This window comes from Streptomyces sp. NPDC104814 (assembly GCF_055583185.1).
Map to the genome: position 1 here is coordinate 1,570,838 of NZ_JBVJOL010000001.1, position 17,884 is coordinate 1,588,721.

Consider the following 17,884-nt stretch of genomic DNA (forward strand, 5'->3'; position numbering starts at 1 on the left):
GGCTCACGCCTGCTTTCCGGACAGGGGCGCGGTGAGCCGGACCTGGGTGCCGGTCCCGCCCCCGCACCGCATCCCGTCGCCGGGGGTCTCGCCGTCCGCCGGGCAGATCGCGAGGCTGCCGCCGATCAGCAGGGCCCGCTCGCGCATGCCGCGGATGCCGGCGCCCTCGCAGGGCGCGTTGATGCCGCAGCCGTCGTCGGTCACCGTCAGCACGATCCGGCCGCCGGTCTGCCGCAGGGCGACCGTGACCCGCTCCGCGTCCGCGTGCCGGGCGGCGTTGGTCAGCGACTCCTGGACGACCCGGTAGAGCACCAGCTCCGTCTCCGGCCCGAGCGCCGGCAGGTCGGCGTCGAAACGGCGGGTGATCTTCAGCCCGGTGTGGGTGGCGATCTCCTCCGTGAGCGAGGTCAGCGCGCTGACCAGCCCGAGGTCGTCCAGCACGCCGGGCCGCAGCCGCCGTACCAGGCGGCGGACCTCGTCCAGGCTGTCCCGGGTGATCTCCTGTACCTCGTGCAGGTCCGCGCGCAGCGGTGGCGGCGCGTCGTCCGCGGCGCGCTTGAGGCCCAGCAGGATCGCCGTCATGCTCTGGCCGACCTCGTCGTGCAACTCCTGTGCGATACGGCGGCGTTCGGCTTCCTGAGCGAGCAGCACCCGGGCACTGCTGGCGGCCCGCTCCTGCTCCAGCCGCTCCAGCATCGCGTTGAACGTGCGGATCAGCTCGGCGACCTCGCCGCCGCCCCGGGCGGGCAGACGCTGGCCGGGGCGCAGCAGATCCACGGTGGTCATCAGCTTCGTGAGCCGCTCCAGCGGCGCCAGGCCCAGCCGCAGCAGCGCGGCGTTGGCGACCAGCATGACGGCCAGACCGCCGACCAGGATGATCGCCTCGGTGAGCACGACCGGCACCGACACGGTCACCGGTGCCCACAGCAGCAGGGCGGTGGCCGTACCCAGCACCACGGCGTTGAGGGCGAAGATCCGCCAGAACAAGGACACGGGACCGCGCCTCTCCTCTGTGTCGTGAAGTGGTGTCCACGGCTGTTCGCCGTGGGTGTGCGCGGCCGTCGCGTGTCGGACCCCGGCGGCCGACGGGTGCTCGCAGGAGCCCGAGCCAGCCTGCCGTCCCACCGGCCGGCGGTCGATGGGGCCCAACCCCCATTTCCCGGGGTGCGCCCTGCTCACGGCGCGGCCGGATACACCCCGTGCCCCCGTCCGAATGGGGTCTGCGCCCGATAGGCAGGGGCCGCCGGCCGGGCGAGGGTGGGAGGCACGCACGCTCCTGAAGGAGCACGTGCCGTACGCCGTCTGAGAAGGGATGGACCATGACGCTCGACGCCACCCGGGCCGAACCCCACCTGCACGAGGCCCGCCAGCGCCTGGAACGCGCCCGTACCTCCCGCCTGGCCCAGCTGCACGCGCTCGACGAGACCGGGCGCAGCAGCCAGGACGATCCCCTGCTGTCCGCGCAGCGCACGGCGATGCAGGCCGTCCTGAAGGAGATCGAGGAAGCCTTCACCCGCATCCAGGACGGCAGCTACGGAACCTGTCTGGACTGCGCCAAGCCCATCCCCGCCGAGCGGCTGGAGATCCTGCCCTACACCCGCCACTGCGTCGCCTGCCGGCGCCGAGCCGCCTGACCACCGCCCTGCCCTCGGAAAGAGGTGACGTGGTGAACCACCAGACCGTCGGCGACCGTGCGACGCACCTGTCGGCCGCGGACCTCGCCGCGCTGCGCGAGAACCTGCACGAGCAGCGCCTGTTCCGCCGGGAGCAGCTGGGCCGGCTGGCCGCTCCGGCCGGCTCGCGTACGGAGGACCGGCTGCGGGAGCAGACCGCCGCGCGGCTCGAGGTCTGCGTCAAGCTCGCCGCCTCCGCCCGCATGGTCCTCGCCGACGTGGAAGCGGCCCTGGAGCGGATGGACGCGGGCACGTACGGCACCTGCCATCTGTGCCGGCGGCCCGTCGACCGGGAACGGCTGACGATCGTGCCGCAGGCCCGCTACTGCGCCCGCTGCCAGCAGGTGAAGGAGGCCGTCCGGTGACCGGCGCCCGCCACCCCGCCGCGCGAGCCGGCGGGCTGCGCACGCTGCCCTGGCCGATCCGGCGCCGCCGGCACGGCATCGCCCTCGACATGGGCAGCGCCCGCACCCGCGCCTGGCTCACCGGCCGCGGTGTGGTCGTCGACGTGCCGACCGTCACCCGTCCCGGCACCGGGGCGGTCCACCCCATCCAGCGCGGCGCCATCATCGACACCCCGGGCTGCGCGCGGATGCTGCAGCGTCTGCTGGGCGACCACCTGCCCCGCTCCGTCCGCCCGATGGTCCTGGTCACCACCCCCGTCCTGGACGGCATCGCCTACCGTGCCGAGGCCCGCACGGCTGTCGAGGCGCTGCGCCCGCACACCGTGCTCACCGTGCCCGCGGCGCGCGGGATCGCCCTGGCGGCGGGCGCGGATCTGTCCGGTCCGCTGCTGGTCCTGGACATCGGCGCCCATCTCACCGAGGCGGTGCTGTTGTGCGACGGCGCCGTCACCGACGCCCGCCGCACCGCCCTCGGCACCGGCGACCTGGACGAGGAGACGTCGGCCGAGCACCTGGCCGAGGCGGCGGCCCGGATGCTCACGGCGATGCTGCGCCAGGACCGCACCTCCCTCACCCTCGACGCCCTGCGCCGCGGCACCCTGCTCGCCGGCGGCGGCGCCCTGCGTCCCGAGGTGACCTGTCACCTCACCGCCCGGCTCACCGCGCCGCTGCGCGTGGTTCCGGCCCCGCACACCGCGGCCGTCCGCGGCGCCGCCCGCCTTCTGCACGCCGCCCTCGGCCATCCGTCCACGCTCCCGGACATGGCGGGGCCGGCCACGCTCCTGTGAGGCGCGTGGCCCCACCACGGGACTCGCGCGGAGTCGATTCCTGTCAGCCCACCCGGAGAAGGGACCAGCACGGCTGAGCGGTGAGGGCGTCCAGGTCGGGGTCCGTGTCCGCCGCCCAGGCCGCGTAGCCGTCGGGGCGGACCAGTACGGCGCCGGGCAGCCCGGCCGACGGCGCCGCGCGGACGGCGCCGAGACCGTCCGGGAGGATGCCGGCCAGGTCGAGCAGGACCGGCCGGCCCGACCGGAACAGCGCCGGGTCGACGCCCGGGACGCGGTGACCGGTCAGCGGGTGGCCGCCCGGCACGTCGTACGCGTGCGACAGCCCCGACATGAGCCCGGCCAGGTGCCGGTTGGTCTCGGGCAGGCGCATCAGGTCGGTGAAGACCTCCCGCAGGGCGACGACGTCCGCGCCGGCCCTGGGCGCGGCGAAGACACGCTGTGCCTGCGTGATGTGCAGGACCCAGGCTCCGGCGGGGTGGCGCTCGGTGTGGTAGGTGTCCAGCAGGTCCGCCTGGGCGCTTTCCCGCAGCACGGCCGCGAGCTTCCAGCCCAGGTTGAAGGCGTCCTGTACGCCGAGGTTGAGGCCCTGGCCGCCGAACGGCGGGTGGATGTGCGCGGCGTCGCCCGCGAAGAACACCCGGCCCGTCCGGTAGCTGTCGATCTGCCGGGTGGCGTCGCCGAACCGCGAGGCGTTCTCCAGTGCGGCCGGGACGGTCTCCTCGCCGTACACCCGGCGCAGCAGGTCGGCGATCTCCCCGAGCGTCACCGGCTTGTCCTTCGCCGGTTCCTCCGCGTCCACCGATCCGCCGGTGAAGCGGTAGCGGTCGCCGCCCAGCGGCACCAGCATGCCCCAGCTGTCCTCGGCCTCGCGTGTGAGGGTGCTGATGTGTCCGTGTGCCTGGGGTACGAGTCCGGACGCCGACGCCAGGCGCACATCGGCCAGCACCGCCGTGAAGGTGCCCGGCCTGCCGGGGAACGGCACGCCGAGCAGCTTCCTGACCGTGCTGTGCGCGCCGTCGCAGGCCACGACGAAGCGGGCTTCGAGCCGTTGGTCCGCGGCCGTCACCGTCACGCCGTCGTCCGACTGTTCCACCGCCGTGACCGGGGTGTCGCGCAGCACCTTCACGCCCAGTGCCGTGGCGCGCTCCTCCAGCACCTCCTCGATCTCCCACTGCGGGATCGGGAGCACGTAGGGGTGGGCGGTGTCCCACGCCGTGCAGTCCAGCGGTACGGGCAGCATCGCGAAGTGGCCGCCCACCGGTTCGCGGGAGACGGCCCTGGCCTGCATCGGCTCCAGCAGGCCGCGCAGCTCCAGCAACTCCTGGGTGCGCGGCTGGATCGCGCCCCCCTTCGTCTGCCGGACGCGGTGCGGCAGGCGCTCCAGCACCACGGTGTCCACCCCGGCGAGGGCCAGCTCGCAGGCCATGGTCAGACCGGTGGGCCCGGCGCCCACCACGATCACGTCGGTCATCGTTCCTCCAATTGCTTCACTGAGGGCAAAAGTACACCGAGTGCAGAAAGTCTCCAAGTGCAGTTTTCGGCTACGATGGCGGCATGACGGGGCTGCGGGAACGCAAGAGGGCACGGACGCATGCCGCCATCTCGGAGGCGGCCATCGCGCTCTTCCTTGAGCGCGGGTTCGACCAGGTGTCGGTGGCGCAGGTCGCGGAGGCCGCCGAGGTGTCGAAGCGGACCGTGTTCGCCTATTTCCCGGCCAAGGAGGACCTCGTCGTCCACCGCTTCGCCGACCACGAGGACGAGGCCGCCCGCGTCGTGTGCGCCCGTCCGGCCGGCGTCGCTCCGCTGGACGCCCTGCGCGACCACTTCCTGCGGGCGCTCGGCGAGCGCGACCCGGTCACCGGTCTCAACGACATCCCGCAGATCCTCGCCTTCACCCGCATGGTGCGCGAGACACCGGCACTGCGGACGAGAGCCATCGGCTTCCAGGAGGCGTCCGAGCGAGCGCTCACCCAGGCGCTCCGGGACACCGCCGGAGTACCGGCCCTGACCGCGCGTCTGGCGGCCACCCATGTGGTGAGCACGCACTGGCTGCTGTCGATGGACAACTTCCGGGCCCTGGACGGCGGCCAGTCCGCCGACGAGCGTCACCCGCAGGCCGTGGCCGACGCCGAACACGCCTTCACGCTCCTGGCGGAGGGGCTGGCCCCGCACCTGTAGCGCGCCCGCCGCCCGCCCCACGGCCGGCGGCCCTGCCCCGATGACGGCGACGAAGACGGAGACGGAGACGGAGACGAGGGAGCATCCCAACCCGGGCCCCTCCTCGACGTGCCCGGCGCGCACACTGGAGTACATCCGCCCGTAGGTGTCGCAGAGGTGTGCCGGTCCCGTGGGAGGCGGTGACCCGGGCCGAGCGCGGAGGTGCCATGCCCGATCCCGGCTCGCCCGCACCCCGCGGTCGCGGCTCGCCCGCACTGCCAGGTCCCGGCGCGCCCGCCCCGTCCGAGTCCGCCGCCCGGGCCGGCCTGTGGCGTCGCGCCCTGCGCCGTCTTCGGCGCCGCACACCGGAGCTGCCCGGCCGGGTGCCGCGCGCGTCGCAGCTGCACATGCTGGTCGCGGTGCTGGACGACGCCGTGGCGGCCCTGTCGTCCGCCGACGTCGCGGTCGCCGCGTGCGGGGCGCCGGACGGTGCGACATGGCAGGCCGCTCAGGGTTGCGGCCGGGCCGCCCGCGGCTTCCACCGGCTGCACGCACGCCTGGACGAACTGCCGATCACCGAACCCGATCTGGTGGACGCCCGGGACGACGCGGGCCGCCTGCTGGCCTACCACCAGTGGATGGTGCACCAGGCCCTCAACCTGGCGTTCACCATCCACCCCGACGCCCGCACCGAGGCGGCCCGGCTGGAGCTCAACGGCCTGGGGCGGCCCGCCGACCGCCTGCGGCTGCTGCGGGACGCCCTCGACGAGCGAGGGGCCGGCGAGGCGCGACAGGGCTGAAGCCCGCGGCGCCGCTGCCCGGCGCACGGCACGGTGTCCCTTACGGTGACGTCTCGTGCCGTACGTCCGTGAACGGAAGGGGTGCAGACCGTGGCGTTCGCGGAGGCCGGCGACAGCGGGCATGCACCGGAGCGGAGGAGCGGACGGCCGTCCTGGGCTCCGCTGCTCGCGGTGTGCGCCGGGTACTTCATGGTCATCCTCGACGTCACGGTCATCAACGTCGCCGTGCCGGTGATCGGCCGCGAGCTGTCGGCGTCCCTCACCGGCGTCCAGTGGATCACCGACGGCTACACCCTGGTCTTCGCCGGGTTCCTGCTCACCGCCGGCGCGCTCGGCGACCGGCTCGGCAACCGCCGTGTGTTCTGCGCGGGCGTGACGGTGTTCACCGCGTCGTCGGCCGCGTGCGCGCTCGCGCCGGACGCCCCGTTCCTGGTGGCCGCCCGGCTGGCGGAGGGCCTCGGCGCCGCGCTGATCGTGCCGGGCTCCCTGGCCCTGCTCCAGCAGGCCTACCCCCGCCCGGCCGCACGCTCGCGCGCCTTCGGCCTGTGGGGCTCGATGGCGGGCATCGCGGCGTCCGCCGGACCACTGCTGGGCGGTCTGCTGGTCTCCACCGTCGGCTGGCGCTGGGTGTTCCTCGTCAACCTGCCCGTCGGAGCGGCCTGCCTGCTGCTGACGCTGCGCTGTGTCGCACCCTCGCCCCGGCGAGCCGCCCGGTCCCTGGACTGGCCGGCGCAGTGCGCGGTCGTGGCGACGGTGGCGCTGCTGACCGCGGCCCTCAATGAGGCCGGCCGGCGAGGCTGGTCCGACCCCGCCGTCCTCGCCGGGCTCCTGCTGGCCGGGGCGGCCGCCGCGGCGTTCGCGGTGCGGGAGCGGCTGGCCCGTTCACCCGCCCTGCCGCTGGGCCTGCTGCGCTCCCGCCCGATGGGCGGCGCCTCGCTCATCGGCCTGCTGTTCAACTTCGGCTTCTACGGCATGGTGTTCGCCGCCAGCGTGGAGTTCCAGCACCAGCGTGGTTACAGCGCCCTCGGCACCGGTCTCGCGCTCTTCCCGGCGGTGGCCATGACCATGTTCGCCTCCGTCCTGTCCGGGCGGCTGACCCGCCGTACCGGCGACCGTCCGCTGGTGGTCTGCGGCATGCTAGTGGCCGCCCTGGGGCTCGCCGGCTGGGCCGCGGCGGGCGACGATCCCGCCTACGCGCTGCTGGTCGCGCCCATGATGGCCGCCGGATTCGGTACGTCCTTCGCCCTCACCGGCGCGACCACCACCGTGATGGCCGCAGCACCCACCGACCACGCCGGGGCCGCCTCCGCCCTGTTCAACACCGCCCGGCAGATCGGCAGCGCCACCGGTGTCGCCCTCGGCGGCAGCCTGCTCGCCACCGCCGGCTACACGGCCGGGCTGCGGCACGGCATGGCCATCGGAGCGCTCGCCTACCTGGCCGCCGCGGTGCTTGCATGGCGGTGCGTGCCGGCCGGCCCGGCGGCGCGCGCGTAGGGGGCTCGCCGATCACGCCGGGTTCGCCGAGACACCCCCCGGGACGAGCGCTCGCCGCCGTGCGAAGGGCGGCTCTACAGTGACGTACGTCCGGACCGGTCGATCTCCGCCCCGAGGAGTGCAGTGTGCGTGACATCCTGCCGGCGCTGGAGCGCTGGTACGCCGCCGGTGTCCCGTTCGGACTGGCCACGGTCGTCGCGGTCAGCCGCAGCGCGCCGCGCGAGCCCGGTGCCGCGATGGCGGTGGGGCCGGAAGACGAGGTCGTGGGGAGTGTGTCCGGCGGCTGTGTGGAAGGCGCGGTGTTCGACCTGGCCCAGGAGGTCGTCACCAGCGGCGAGGCCCGCCTGGCGACGTTCGGTTACAGCGACGACGACGCCTTCGCCGTCGGCCTGACCTGCGGAGGCGAGATCACCCTGCTGGTGCGGCCCGTGACGGCGGTGACGGATCCGGTGTTCGGGGCGCTCGGCGCGTCCGTCGCCGCGCGGGAACCGGTGACCCTGGCCACGGTCGTCGACGGGCCCGCCCCGCGCGGGGCCACCCTCGCGGTGTGGCCGGACCGCGTGGCCGGCACGCTCGGCACGACCGGGCTGGACGCGGCCGTCACCGCGGACGCGCGCGGCGAACTCGCCCTCGGCGCCACTGTCCAGCGGCACTACGGGCCGCGCGGGGAGCGCCGCGAGGACGAGGTCACGGTCTTCCTGCAGTCCTTCGCGCCACCGCCGCGCATGCTGGTCTTCGGCGCCATCGACTACGCGGCCGCGGTGGCCCGCATCGGCGACTTCCTGGGCTACCGGGTCACCGTGTGCGACGCCCGCCCGGTCTTCGCCACCCCCAGGCGTTTCCCGCCGGGTGCCGAGGTCGTCGTGGACTGGCCGCACCGCTATCTCGCCGGGACCGTCACCGACGAGCGCACGGTGATCTGCGTCCTCACGCACGACCCCAAGTTCGACGTGCCGCTCCTGGAGGAGGCACTGCGCAGGCCGGCCGCCTACATCGGGGCGATGGGCAGCCGCCGTACCCACGACGACCGGATGGCGAGGCTGAGGGACGCCGGGGTCAGTGCGGAGGAGTTGTCCCGGCTGCGCTCACCGCTCGGCCTCGACCTCGGGGCCCGCACCCCCGAGGAGGTCGCGGTGTCCGTCGCCGCCGAGATCGTCGCCCTGCGCTGGGGCGGCACCGGGACACCGCTCACCGCGACCGGAGGGGCCATCCACGCGCCCTCGGCCGGCTGAGAGCGAGCCGTGCGGCAGCCCGGATGCCGGCCGGGCGGGTCCCGAGGGCTCGCCCGGCCGGCAGGGGGTCACGGCGTCGGCGTCCTCCAGATGCCACGGCCGTGCGTGGCCACGTACACCTGGCCGCCGTCGGGGCTGGGGGCGAGGTAGACGGCCGGCGCGGTGGGCAGGTTCGTGCCGAGACGCGCCCAGTGGCCCGCCGAGGTGGCGGCGAACACGCCCAGGTCGGTGGCGACGACGAGGGTGCCGTCCCGGGTGACGAGCGCCGCGTTGGCCGGGGCGTCCGGGAAGGAGTCCGCGGCCGCGGGGTCACCGCTGACGTCCGTCCAGGTCGCACCGCCGTCGGTGGTCTTCCAGACGTGGCCGTAGCCGGCGCCGGGGCCCTCGTTCCAGTGCCGCGAGAAGCCGTTGACGACCGCGTAGACCGTCTTGCCGGAGGCGTCGGCCGGGTCGATGGTCAGACCGGAGATGTAGCGGTTCGGGAAGGCGGCGGGCAGGCTCACCTGGTGCCAGGCGCCGCCGTAGTCGGTGGCGATCCCCCGTCCGAAGGTCCCGTCGACGGCGGAGCACGGGCCGCACCAGGCCGCCCATGACACATGACCCCGGCTGGCGACCGCCGTGGCGGAGTGGCCGGCGCCCAGGTCGTACAGCTTCGTCCAGTCGGCACCCGAAGTGCTCTGCCACGTCCTGGTGTTGCCCCAGACGTACTGGCCGCCCGCGACCCACAGGCCGCTCGGGTCGGTCTCGTCCGCGACGAACGGGGCGATGAAGCGGGCCCCCGGGTCGCCGGGCGCGATGTCGGTGATCACGTCCTCGGCGCCGTCGTCGCTCGCGGTGTAGCCGCAGTTGTCCGTGATCTGCAGGGCGAGGTCGACGTACTCGCCGACCGTCTGGCAGCCGTCGGCGGGGTTGACCAGCTGGTCGCCGCCGTCGCCGCCGAACGGCGAGACCATCTCACCGTCCGGGTTCAGCCGCTGCCCCTGGTACGTGGCGCCCTTGGGGGCGAGCAGCGAGACGCCGTTGTCCTGCAGGCCGCCCCAGACGGCGTCACCGCTGCCGTCGGTCATCCGGCCCGCGCGCACCGAGTAGTACTGGAGGTTGCGCAGGGTGCCGGACTCGTTGAGGTTGCGCCAGCCGGGCGCCGTCTGCGCGGTCGGCCGGGCGTAGGCGCCGCCGTCGTTGCCGACGAACACCTCCGGTGTGCCGTCCTTCCACTGCGAGAAGGCGAGGGCGTGCTGGTCGGAGTGCATCACGTCGCCGTCGCAGGAGTTCGCGGCCGGATCGTACGAGAAGCACGGCATGCCGAAGTCCCAGTAGCGGCCGACCGTCTTCCACGTCGCGCCGCCGTCCCGGGACTCGAACATCTCCTCAAGGCCCAGGTAGACATGGTCCGGGTCGCTCGGGTCGACGGCGATGACCTGGTCGTACCAGGCCTGGGAGCCGGGCTGGTAGCCGCTGCCGATCTCGTTGATCTTCATCGCGGAGCCGGTCGCGGACAGCGCCGAGGACGTGGCGAGCTGCTTGAAGGGGCCGCCGGCGTCGCCGTTCCGGCTGACGTACACGCCGGCCAGCACCGAGTACACGCCGGAGCCCGAGGTCTTGTTGAGCAGTTTCGGGGACTCCATCGACACATACAGCCTGCTGCCGTCGGCCGCGTAGGCGAAGGCGGCGTTGCCGATCTCGGCGGGGTTGATCGCGCCGGTCGGGTTGGCACGCTTCCAGGTGGTGCCCGCGTCGTCGGAGTAGTAGAAGCCGTTGTAGGCGGCGCCGCCGCGCCAGGCCACGTTGGCCAGCAGCTTCCTGCCGTCGCTGCCGGGCCGCACGGCGATGTCGTTGGCGATGTCCGCGTAGTGGCCGTCCACCCCGCAACTCACGCCGGCGATGCCGACGCCGGCGCACGGGGCGAGGACCTTGGTCCACGCGGTGGACGAGCCAGCCGTCAGCGGGCGGCGGAAGACGCCGTGCGAAGAGGCCGCGAAGACGGAGCCGGCGGCCGTGTCGAAGGTGAGGGTGTGGACGGAGGAGGAGTCCAGTTCCGTGCCGCCCACCTTGTCGCTGTCGCTGAAGGTGCCGGTCACGGGATTCGCGAGCCGGTAGACGCCGCTGCCCAGGTAGTTGTCGGAGGCGGTGGTCGCCTCGCCGGTGGCCAGCCACAGCGAGCCGTCGGGCGCGACGGCGAGGGCGCCCACGGACAGGGCGGGCAGCCGGTCGGCGATCGGCGTCCAGGTCCGGCCGTCGTCCGAGGAGCGGAACACGCCGCCGCCCGCGGCGCCCGCGTAGAGCACGCCCCGGTGCGTCGGATCGGTGGCCAGGGCGGCGATCCGGCCGGCCGAATGCCCGGCACCCCCACCGGAGTTGGAGGCCGACCGGTCGCGGTAGTGCAGCGCGTCCTCGTTGTACGGCGCGGTGGTGACCTCGCTCCAACTGCCTGCCCTGACCGGCATGTTCTTGATGTGCGCCCACGCATCCGCGTACGCGCCCGGGGCGATGCGGCCGTCGGGGGAGAGCCTCGGCTCGTTGTACGCGTCGAGGGACTCCATCAGCTCGTGGGACTCCTCGCCCGCCACGTCGTGGCGGCCGGACCCCGCGTCACCGTCCGCCCCGTAGGCGGCGACCGGTATCGCCCCCGCCAGCAGAAGTGCGGCGGCGGCGACGGCGATCGCCGGTCTGCCGCCGCCGTCCGCGCTGCGGCGCGGTCCGCGCCGTGCGGAAAACACACCCATGGACTTGTCTCCGGCTTCTTCGGAGTAAGGGGCGGCCGCCCCTACGGCCGCGGGATCTCTTACTGCCGAGCGCCGGAACCGTACTCCTGTGCCAGGGGCCGATCACAGAGGTTTACGGCGACTTTAGAGCCTGGCAAACGTAATAATTGCCAAAAATGCGCTCGTTCACCGCATCACGCTCAGATCTCTCAAGGGGCCGTCCTCCCCTGTGGGTTACAGCGCGTACGGCCCGTGAGGTGTCACTCCGCGGCCCCAACGCCGTTGAGCAGGACGGCCACCAGCCCCTTCACCCGGGTGCCGTCCGGCAGGGTCCAGGGCGCGGCGACATGGCCGCTCGCTCCCTGCGGGAGCAGCGGGGCACCGTCCGGGGCGGGCCGCAGGACCCGGTGCAGGCGAAGCGTCGCGCCGTGCGACAGGGGCAGTTCGGTGCCGTCCCGGTCGTCGGCGGGGATCCGGCCTCGGTCCGGGGCGAGCGCGCCCTCGCCGCTGCGGGAGCGGGTGACCTCGGGGGCCGGGGTGTCGCTGGTGCTCTGGTCCTGGGCCACCGCCGAGCCCTCGATCAGGGCCAGCAACTGCGCGACCAGCACCGGGTCGTGGCAGCCGTCGTAGATCCAGCGGCGGCCCAGCACACCGTGTTCCGCGGTGCCGACGAGGGCGTGCTCGGCACCGTCGAGCGGGGCATCGCGGTAGGTGAGCGGCACCAGGTAGGTGGCCGGCTCGGCCCCGGAGACGTCGCTGACCGCCATGAACTCGATCCCGACCGCGCCGTCGGGGTCGTCCAGCCGGAAGCCGCCGGCCTTGGCCAACTCCGGCCCGGCCGCGCCCCCTCGGTACCACGGGCGGGAGGGGAGCCAGGAGGTGAGCAGTTCCAGTTTGGTCGGCTTCAGGAAAGTCCGGTGGATGACGGCCATGCCGAGGTTCCCTTCCGTTGGGCGATCAAGCCCCGACATCCTCGCACCGGTGCGGGGCCGGGGTGCCCGGTTCGCGGCCGGGTACGGGCGAGGGGGCCGCCGGTGTGCGCGTGCCCGGGCGTCCCGCGCGGGCGACGAGGGCGGTGAGGGCGCCGGCGAGCAGACCCCAGAAGGCGGAGCCGATGCCGAGGAGGGTGATGCCGGAGGCGGTGGCGAGGAAGGTGACGATCGCGGCCTCCCGCGACTGTTTGTCGGACAGGGCCGTGGCCAGCGAGTTCTCGATCGTGGCCAGCAGGCCGACGCCGGCCGTGGCGAGCACCAGCGCCTGCGGCATGGCGGTGAGCAGTGAGGCGACCGTGGCTCCGAAGACACCGACGCAGAGGTAGAAGATCCCGGCCCACACGCCGGCGGCGTACCGCTTGGCGCGGTCCGGGTGCGCTTCGGGGCCGGTGCAGATGGCGGCCGTGATGGCGGCGAGGTTCAGCCCGAACGCGCCGAAGGGGGCCAGCACGGCGTTGACCGCTCCGGTCCACGACATCAGGGGCGACACGGGGACGTCGTAGCCCGAGCCGCGCAGGACGGCGACGCCGGGCAGGTTCTGCGAGGCCATCGTGACGACGAACAGCGGAACGCCGACGCTGACCAGGACCTTCCAGTCGAAGTCCGGCGTGACGAGGACCGGCGAGGCGAGGGAGACCCGCAGCGCGTCCATGTGCCAGCCGCCGGTGACGACCGAGGCGAGAACACCACCGGCCAGCGCGACGAGCACCGCGTACCGGGCCGCGAAGCGGCGCGCCAGGAGGTAGAGCGCGAACACCGGGAACGCGATGGCGAAATGGCCGTGCATCGTGCTGAAGAGACCGGTGCCGAACCGCAGCAGCACCCCCGCGAGCAGGGCCGCGGCGAGCGGTACGGGGACGCGGTCCATGGCGCGGGCGAACCAGCCGGTCACGCCGGTGACGAGGACGAGCAGCGCCGAGAACACGAACGCGCCGACCGCCTGCCGCATCGGCACCCCGGCGAGGGCGGTCGAGAGCAGGGCCGCGCCGGGCGTCGACCAGGCGGTGACGACGGGCGCCCGATACCGCAGCGAGAGGCCGACGCAGGTGACGCCGAGCCCGACGCCGAGTGCGAGCATCCAGGAGCCGATCTCCCGGGGGCCCGCGCCCGCGGCCCTGGCCGCGGTGAACACGAGCGCGGCGGAACTGGTGACGCCCACGGTGACGGCGATCAGCCCGGCGACCACGGCCGACGGCGGTGCGAGCGCGCGGACGCGCGCGGTGAAGGAGGAGGGCATGGGCGACTTCTCAGGGTGGAGGGGTGTTCCGCGAACGGTCCGGAGAGGAGCGTTCTGTAAATGGAACGTTCTGTATGTGGAACACTAGGGAGGAGGGCCGTGACCGTCAACCACGGCCGACGAGAGCGGGGGCATGATCCGGCGATGGGGCTGAACGACGAGGTGGGGCGCAGGCTCCGCGAGCTGCGCACGGAACGGGGCCTGTCGCTGTCGGAGCTGGCGCGGCGCTCCGGCGTGGGCAAGGGCACCCTCTCCGAGCTGGAGAGCGGTACGCGCAACCCCACCCTGGAGACCCTCTACGCGCTGACCACGGCCCTGAACCGGCCGCTGAGCGCGGTGCTCAGCGACGCCGCTCCCGCACGCGCCGAGGAGCACGAGGGTGCGGTCTCCGGCAGCGCGGTCACGGCGGCCCTGATCGAGCGCCACGAGGACGCCGACGCGGTCACCGACATCTTCCGCATCACCATCGCCGCCGGCGCCACCCAGGAATCCGCCGCGCACGTCCCGGGCACGAGCGAGACGCTGATGATCCTCAGCGGCACCGCCGTCGTCGGCGTCCTGGACGCCCCGGCCACGGCCGGGCCGGGCATGTCGGTGTCCTGGCCGGCCGACATCCCGCACCTGTACAGCGCCCCGCGCGGCGACGTGCACGGCATCCTCTTCGTGCGCTATTCGGCCGCAGCTCTGTGACGCGCACCGGGGAACAGCCCGGTGAGAAAGGCGACTTCGCGCTTTCGTATCGGGGTGACGACGAAACACACCTCCTCCGCTAACATGATCGACCTAAAAGACGATCGCTTTTATATCTGACAAATCGGCTGAAAAATTGATATCCAGACCATCGCGGGTGCCTTCGCGAAAAGACAACACAATGAAGTCCGGCGCGTGGCCTTGGTCGCGGGCGGCGCTGTGGACCGCGATGGGCGCGGTGACCCTCGTATTCCTCGTCACCCTGGAGATCGCCGCACGTCACTACGGGGAGCCGGGACCGATCACCGACCAGGCGCGCGAGCTGATATCCGCGCCAAAATCAGGGCCGTTGCTGTACGCCGGCATGGCGCTGACGATGGTGGTGCTCACCTGGCGGGAACGCTGGATCGCGGCCGGCGTGGCGGTCGGTGTCGACGCCGTCCTCTGGCTGGTGCGATGGATGGCCGGCGCTCTGCCGACCGGCGGCCACCCCTTCGGCACCGGCGCGTTGTGGGTGGTGCTGGGCTGCGGAGTGATCGCGCTCACCCGCCGCACCGGCCCGGAACGGACCCTGTTGCTGAAGGGCGTCGGGCTGGGGCTGCTGCTGGTGGCCGGCCGCAAGACGGGCGACGCCTGGCTGCTGATCACGTCCAAGACCCGCCCGACGGTGCTCGACCAGTACGTCGCCGTGGCCGATCGCGCGCTGGGCAGCCCGTCCTGGCTGGTGGGACGGATGGTCGAGGTCACAGGCCCGATCGGCGCCCACATCCTCGACTACGTCTACGTCCAGCTCGCGGTGGCGGCGGTCGTCGTCGCGCTGTACCAGCTGCGGCACGTCGCCCGTGACCGCCGTTTCCCGGCCCACCACCTGGTGCGCACCTTCCTGGTGATCGGTCTGGTCGGCCCGGGCGTCTACATGATCTTCCCGACCGTCGGGCCGGTCTTCGCCTACGGCACCGGCGCGTTCGGCACCGGCGGGCTGCACTGGGCGGTGGCCGACCTGTGGCCCCACACCGTGCCGGCGCTGAGTGCCCCGCACTGGATGCCCTACGACGAGATCACCCCGCGCAACTGCATGCCCAGCCTGCACACCGCGTGGGCCACGGCGATATTCCTGCATTCCCGCAAGGGCCCGAAAGTCCTGCAATACGCGGGCACGTTCTGGCTGATCGCCACGCTGACCGCGACGCTGGGATTCGGTTATCACTACGGCGTGGATCTCGTCGCCGGTGTGGTGTTCGCATTCACCGTCGAGGCGGCTCTGCGCTCGTTCGACCGCGGCTGGGACCGGGCGGGAAGCCGGCTGGTCGTGCACGGAACGGTGGTCTTCGCGGCGCTCCTCGTGTCGTACCGGTATCTGCCGATGGAGATGGCCCGCCACCCGTGGGTGAGCGGTCCGCTTCTCCTTCTGGCCATGGCCTCCGTGGTGTACGGCTATGCGCGCACGATGGGGCTGTGGGAAGTGAAGACCGTGCCGGCCCGCCGGCCCCGGCCTCAACCGGAGCTGGTGTAGGCAGGTTCTCCGAGCGGCGCCACGGGTGAGACCCGGGCGCCGCTCACGTCTTGGCGGGCGCCCCGTTCTGCCGACGCCGGGTGAGGAGCCGGAAGACGGCTGCCGTGGCGGTGCCATAAGCGAGGTGCGCGGCAAGGTCCCAGGCCACGGTCGTGGTGTCGTACTGCCAGATCGGCTTGTAGAGCCCTGCGATCGGCAACACCGCGTAGCCGCCGGAGAACACCGCGGCACCGAAAGGCACCCCGTACACGGGGGACGGCTCGGACAGCGATCCGGCCAAGATGCCGTAGACCGCACCCGCCGCCGATCCGTAGGACCAGTGGGCAATGGTGCTGACGAGCCAGGCGGAACCATCGGGAAGCCGGCGCCCGGTGAAGCCCTCGATCACCCGCTTCGCCACCTGACCTGGAGCAGGCGCCTCCTCCCAGCCTTCGACCGGCGCGAATTCCCAAGCGCGCGGGCTGTCCGTCCCGCCTGAGCGCCGGTACTTCAGGTAGTGGACAGCATCCAGGCAAACCGTTCCCCCGGCCCCGGCCAGCACGCCGGCCACGACCGACGCGAGTGGAGTCGGCGGATTCCTCAGGGAGCGCATGACGCAGTCCTCCTCGTGGGCCGGTCGACGTCGTGAGCCCTCGCACCAGTGGCTGCGGCGGATGCCGTGCCGTGCGACGCGGTTCGAGGGCACCTCGTGCGAACCCGTGCCGGGCCTGCCCAGACAAGTATCCGGCGGCTACGACGTGCACGCACGAGGACTGGTCACGACGTGTCCTTGTGCGACGCTCCGATGGCAGACGGTTATCGTCCCTGGTAGGTCCACCGAGTGGTGCCTGGCAACGGTTGATCCCGCAGGCGCATCGAGACAGACCGGCCGTCTCCCCATTGGAGTTCCCATGACCTCGGCGGGTTCCGGAAAGCAGCAAGCGCTCGTGCGCTCGTTCGCTGTGGCGCGTCATGGAAAGCTCTGGCTGGTGCCGACGGTCCTGTGCGCACTGGTGACGCTGTTCCTGACGCTGCTCTACATGGGCGGCATCCTCAACCCCCAAGGGAACCTGCACCGTCTGCCGATCGCCCTGGTCGACATGGACCAGGGACCGCCGCTGCCAGGACAACGACAGACGTTGGGCGCACAGGTCAGCCGGTCGGTCATCGCAGCGACCCCGGCAGGCACGGTGCAGTGGCGCCGGGTCAGCCAGGCCCGGATGCAGGACCAGCTGGCGTCCGGCAAGATCTACGGGGCCCTGGTCGTCCCAGCCGACTTCACCACCTCGGTGGCAGCGCTGGCGACCCCCCGGGGCACGGCGCGGCCGGTCCTCACGGTCCTGACCAACCCCGGGCTGGGCAGCCTCGGCTCCTCCTTGGCCAGTCAGATCACCCAGCGTGCGGCTCATCAGGCGTCTGTGGAGATCGGCCGACAACTGACAAGACAGGCAGCCGCCCAGGGTGCCGACGCCACGACCCGTGCGCTCCTGGGCGACCCGGTCACCGTCACCAGCCGGGTGGGCCACCCCATCGGCAAACACAGCGGCCTCGGCCTGACCGCCTTCTACTTCACTCTGCTCCTGGTGCTCACCGGCTTCGTCGGCGGGAACATCATCAACAGCGGCGTCGACGCGGGCCTGGGTTACACGGACAGCGAGATCGGGCCCTGGCACACCCGGCGCCCGACGGTGCCGATCAGCCGCACCCAGACACTGCTGCTGAAGATGCTCATGACTGCGGGCATCACCGTTCTCACCACCAGCCTGCTGATGATCGCCGCGATCGCGATTCTGGGTATGGACGCAACGCACCTGCCGCTGCTGTGGATCTTCTCCTTCTGCGCGAGCCTGGCCGTGGGCCTGGGCGTGCAGGCCATCAACGCGGCCTTCGGCGGCATCGGCCAAGTGGTGTCGATGTTCGTCTTCATCGCCTTGGCCCTGCCGTCCTCGGGGGCGACGATTCCGCTCACTGCTGTCCCGGGCTTCTACCGTTTCCTGGCGCTGTTCGAACCGATGCGGCAACTGAGTGATGGTGTGCGGGCCATCCTCTACTTCGACGCCCGGGCCGACGCCGGGCTGACCCGTGGCTGGATCATGATCGCCATCGGTGTTGCCCTCGCCCTGCTGTTCGGGTTCGTCATGACCCTCTACTACGACCGCAAGGGACTGCACCGTCTGATCACCCGCTCTCCCGCACCAGCCGACGAGGCACCGTGATCGGCGT

16 protein-coding genes are annotated in these 17,884 nt (G+C 72.8%); 10 read left to right on the forward strand and 6 right to left on the reverse strand.

From position 1 onward, the window contains the following. Nucleotides 1-3: 3 nt before the first annotated feature. Nucleotides 4-993 (reverse strand): HAMP domain-containing sensor histidine kinase, encoded by a 990-nt coding sequence (locus ACZ64A_RS06675; protein ID WP_469808642.1) that lies wholly within the window; start codon nucleotides 991-993, stop codon nucleotides 4-6. 326 nt (nucleotides 994-1,319) lie between these two features. On the opposite strand from ACZ64A_RS06675, the gene ACZ64A_RS06680 reads away from it, so the two are divergent. Genes ACZ64A_RS06680 through ACZ64A_RS06690 form a run of 3 tightly spaced genes read left to right on the forward strand, consistent with a single transcriptional unit; the run spans nucleotide 1,320 to nucleotide 2,865 of the window. Beyond that, a complete protein-coding gene (locus ACZ64A_RS06680; RefSeq protein WP_469808644.1) occupies nucleotides 1,320-1,634 on the forward strand; it encodes a TraR/DksA family transcriptional regulator in 315 nt (104 codons plus the stop codon). 29 nt (nucleotides 1,635-1,663) lie between these two features. Further along, nucleotides 1,664-2,038 (forward strand): TraR/DksA C4-type zinc finger protein, encoded by a 375-nt coding sequence (locus tag ACZ64A_RS06685; protein WP_469808645.1) that lies wholly within the window; start codon nucleotides 1,664-1,666, stop codon nucleotides 2,036-2,038. Beyond that, nucleotides 2,035-2,865, forward strand: coding sequence for a hypothetical protein (locus tag ACZ64A_RS06690; protein ID WP_469808646.1), 831 nt, complete (start codon nucleotides 2,035-2,037; stop codon nucleotides 2,863-2,865). Before ACZ64A_RS06685 ends, ACZ64A_RS06690 begins: the two co-directional genes overlap by 4 nt. Nucleotides 2,866-2,908: 43 nt before the next feature. On the opposite strand, the gene ACZ64A_RS06695 is transcribed toward ACZ64A_RS06690, so the two are convergent. After that, complete coding sequence (locus ACZ64A_RS06695; protein ID WP_469808647.1) at nucleotides 2,909-4,336, reverse strand: FAD-dependent oxidoreductase; 1,428 nt, start codon at nucleotides 4,334-4,336, stop codon at nucleotides 2,909-2,911. Nucleotides 4,337-4,419: 83 nt separating this feature from the next. On the opposite strand from ACZ64A_RS06695, the gene ACZ64A_RS06700 reads away from it, so the two are divergent. The 4 genes from ACZ64A_RS06700 (at nucleotide 4,420) to ACZ64A_RS06715 (ending at nucleotide 8,548) form a co-directional block, all read left to right on the forward strand. Next, entirely contained in the window at nucleotides 4,420-5,043 is a 624-nt protein-coding gene (locus ACZ64A_RS06700; protein ID WP_469808648.1) for a TetR family transcriptional regulator, read from the forward strand. A 206-nt stretch (nucleotides 5,044-5,249) separates the two neighbouring features. Next, entirely contained in the window at nucleotides 5,250-5,822 is a 573-nt protein-coding gene (locus ACZ64A_RS06705; RefSeq protein WP_469808650.1) for a hypothetical protein, read from the forward strand. Nucleotides 5,823-5,912: 90 nt separating this feature from the next. Then, nucleotides 5,913-7,316 carry an MFS transporter gene (locus ACZ64A_RS06710; protein ID WP_469808651.1) on the forward strand — a complete coding sequence of 468 codons (1,404 nt, stop codon included), beginning with the start codon at nucleotides 5,913-5,915 and terminating at the stop codon, nucleotides 7,314-7,316. Nucleotides 7,317-7,441: 125 nt separating this feature from the next. After that, on the forward strand, nucleotides 7,442-8,548 hold the full coding sequence (locus tag ACZ64A_RS06715; protein ID WP_469808653.1) for an XdhC family protein: 1,107 nt from the start codon (nucleotides 7,442-7,444) through the stop codon (nucleotides 8,546-8,548). A gap of 68 nt (nucleotides 8,549-8,616) precedes the next feature. On the opposite strand, the gene ACZ64A_RS06720 is transcribed toward ACZ64A_RS06715, so the two are convergent. The 3 genes from ACZ64A_RS06720 to ACZ64A_RS06730 all read right to left on the reverse strand — a co-directional run bounded on the left by ACZ64A_RS06720 (nucleotide 8,617) and on the right by ACZ64A_RS06730 (nucleotide 13,479). Continuing rightward, nucleotides 8,617-11,271, reverse strand: a complete 2,655-nt coding sequence (locus ACZ64A_RS06720) for a glycosyl hydrolase (RefSeq protein ID WP_469808654.1) — start codon at nucleotides 11,269-11,271, stop codon at nucleotides 8,617-8,619. A gap of 239 nt (nucleotides 11,272-11,510) precedes the next feature. Further along, entirely contained in the window at nucleotides 11,511-12,182 is a 672-nt protein-coding gene (locus ACZ64A_RS06725) for a maltokinase N-terminal cap-like domain-containing protein (RefSeq protein ID WP_469808656.1), read from the reverse strand. A gap of 25 nt (nucleotides 12,183-12,207) precedes the next feature. Beyond that, nucleotides 12,208-13,479: a benzoate/H(+) symporter BenE family transporter gene (locus ACZ64A_RS06730; RefSeq protein WP_469808657.1), complete on the reverse strand. Its 1,272-nt coding sequence runs from the start codon at nucleotides 13,477-13,479 to the stop codon at nucleotides 12,208-12,210. 144 nt (nucleotides 13,480-13,623) lie between these two features. Between ACZ64A_RS06730 and ACZ64A_RS06735 the strand changes: the two genes are divergently transcribed. Further along, entirely contained in the window at nucleotides 13,624-14,169 is a 546-nt protein-coding gene (locus tag ACZ64A_RS06735; RefSeq protein ID WP_469808658.1) for a helix-turn-helix domain-containing protein, read from the forward strand. A 181-nt stretch (nucleotides 14,170-14,350) separates the two neighbouring features. Beyond that, nucleotides 14,351-15,682, forward strand: coding sequence for a phosphatase PAP2 family protein (locus ACZ64A_RS06740; protein ID WP_469808659.1), 1,332 nt, complete (start codon nucleotides 14,351-14,353; stop codon nucleotides 15,680-15,682). Nucleotides 15,683-15,725: 43 nt separating this feature from the next. Here the strand turns inward: ACZ64A_RS06740 and ACZ64A_RS06745 are convergent, their stop codons facing one another. Further along, a complete protein-coding gene (locus ACZ64A_RS06745) occupies nucleotides 15,726-16,274 on the reverse strand; it encodes a hypothetical protein (protein WP_469808661.1) in 549 nt (182 codons plus the stop codon). Nucleotides 16,275-16,572: 298 nt separating this feature from the next. Here ACZ64A_RS06745 and ACZ64A_RS06750 point away from each other — a divergent pair, with 298 nt between their 5' ends. Then, on the forward strand, nucleotides 16,573-17,877 hold the full coding sequence (locus ACZ64A_RS06750) for a YhgE/Pip domain-containing protein (RefSeq protein ID WP_469808662.1): 1,305 nt from the start codon (nucleotides 16,573-16,575) through the stop codon (nucleotides 17,875-17,877). The last annotated feature ends 7 nt before the right edge of the window (nucleotides 17,878-17,884 follow it).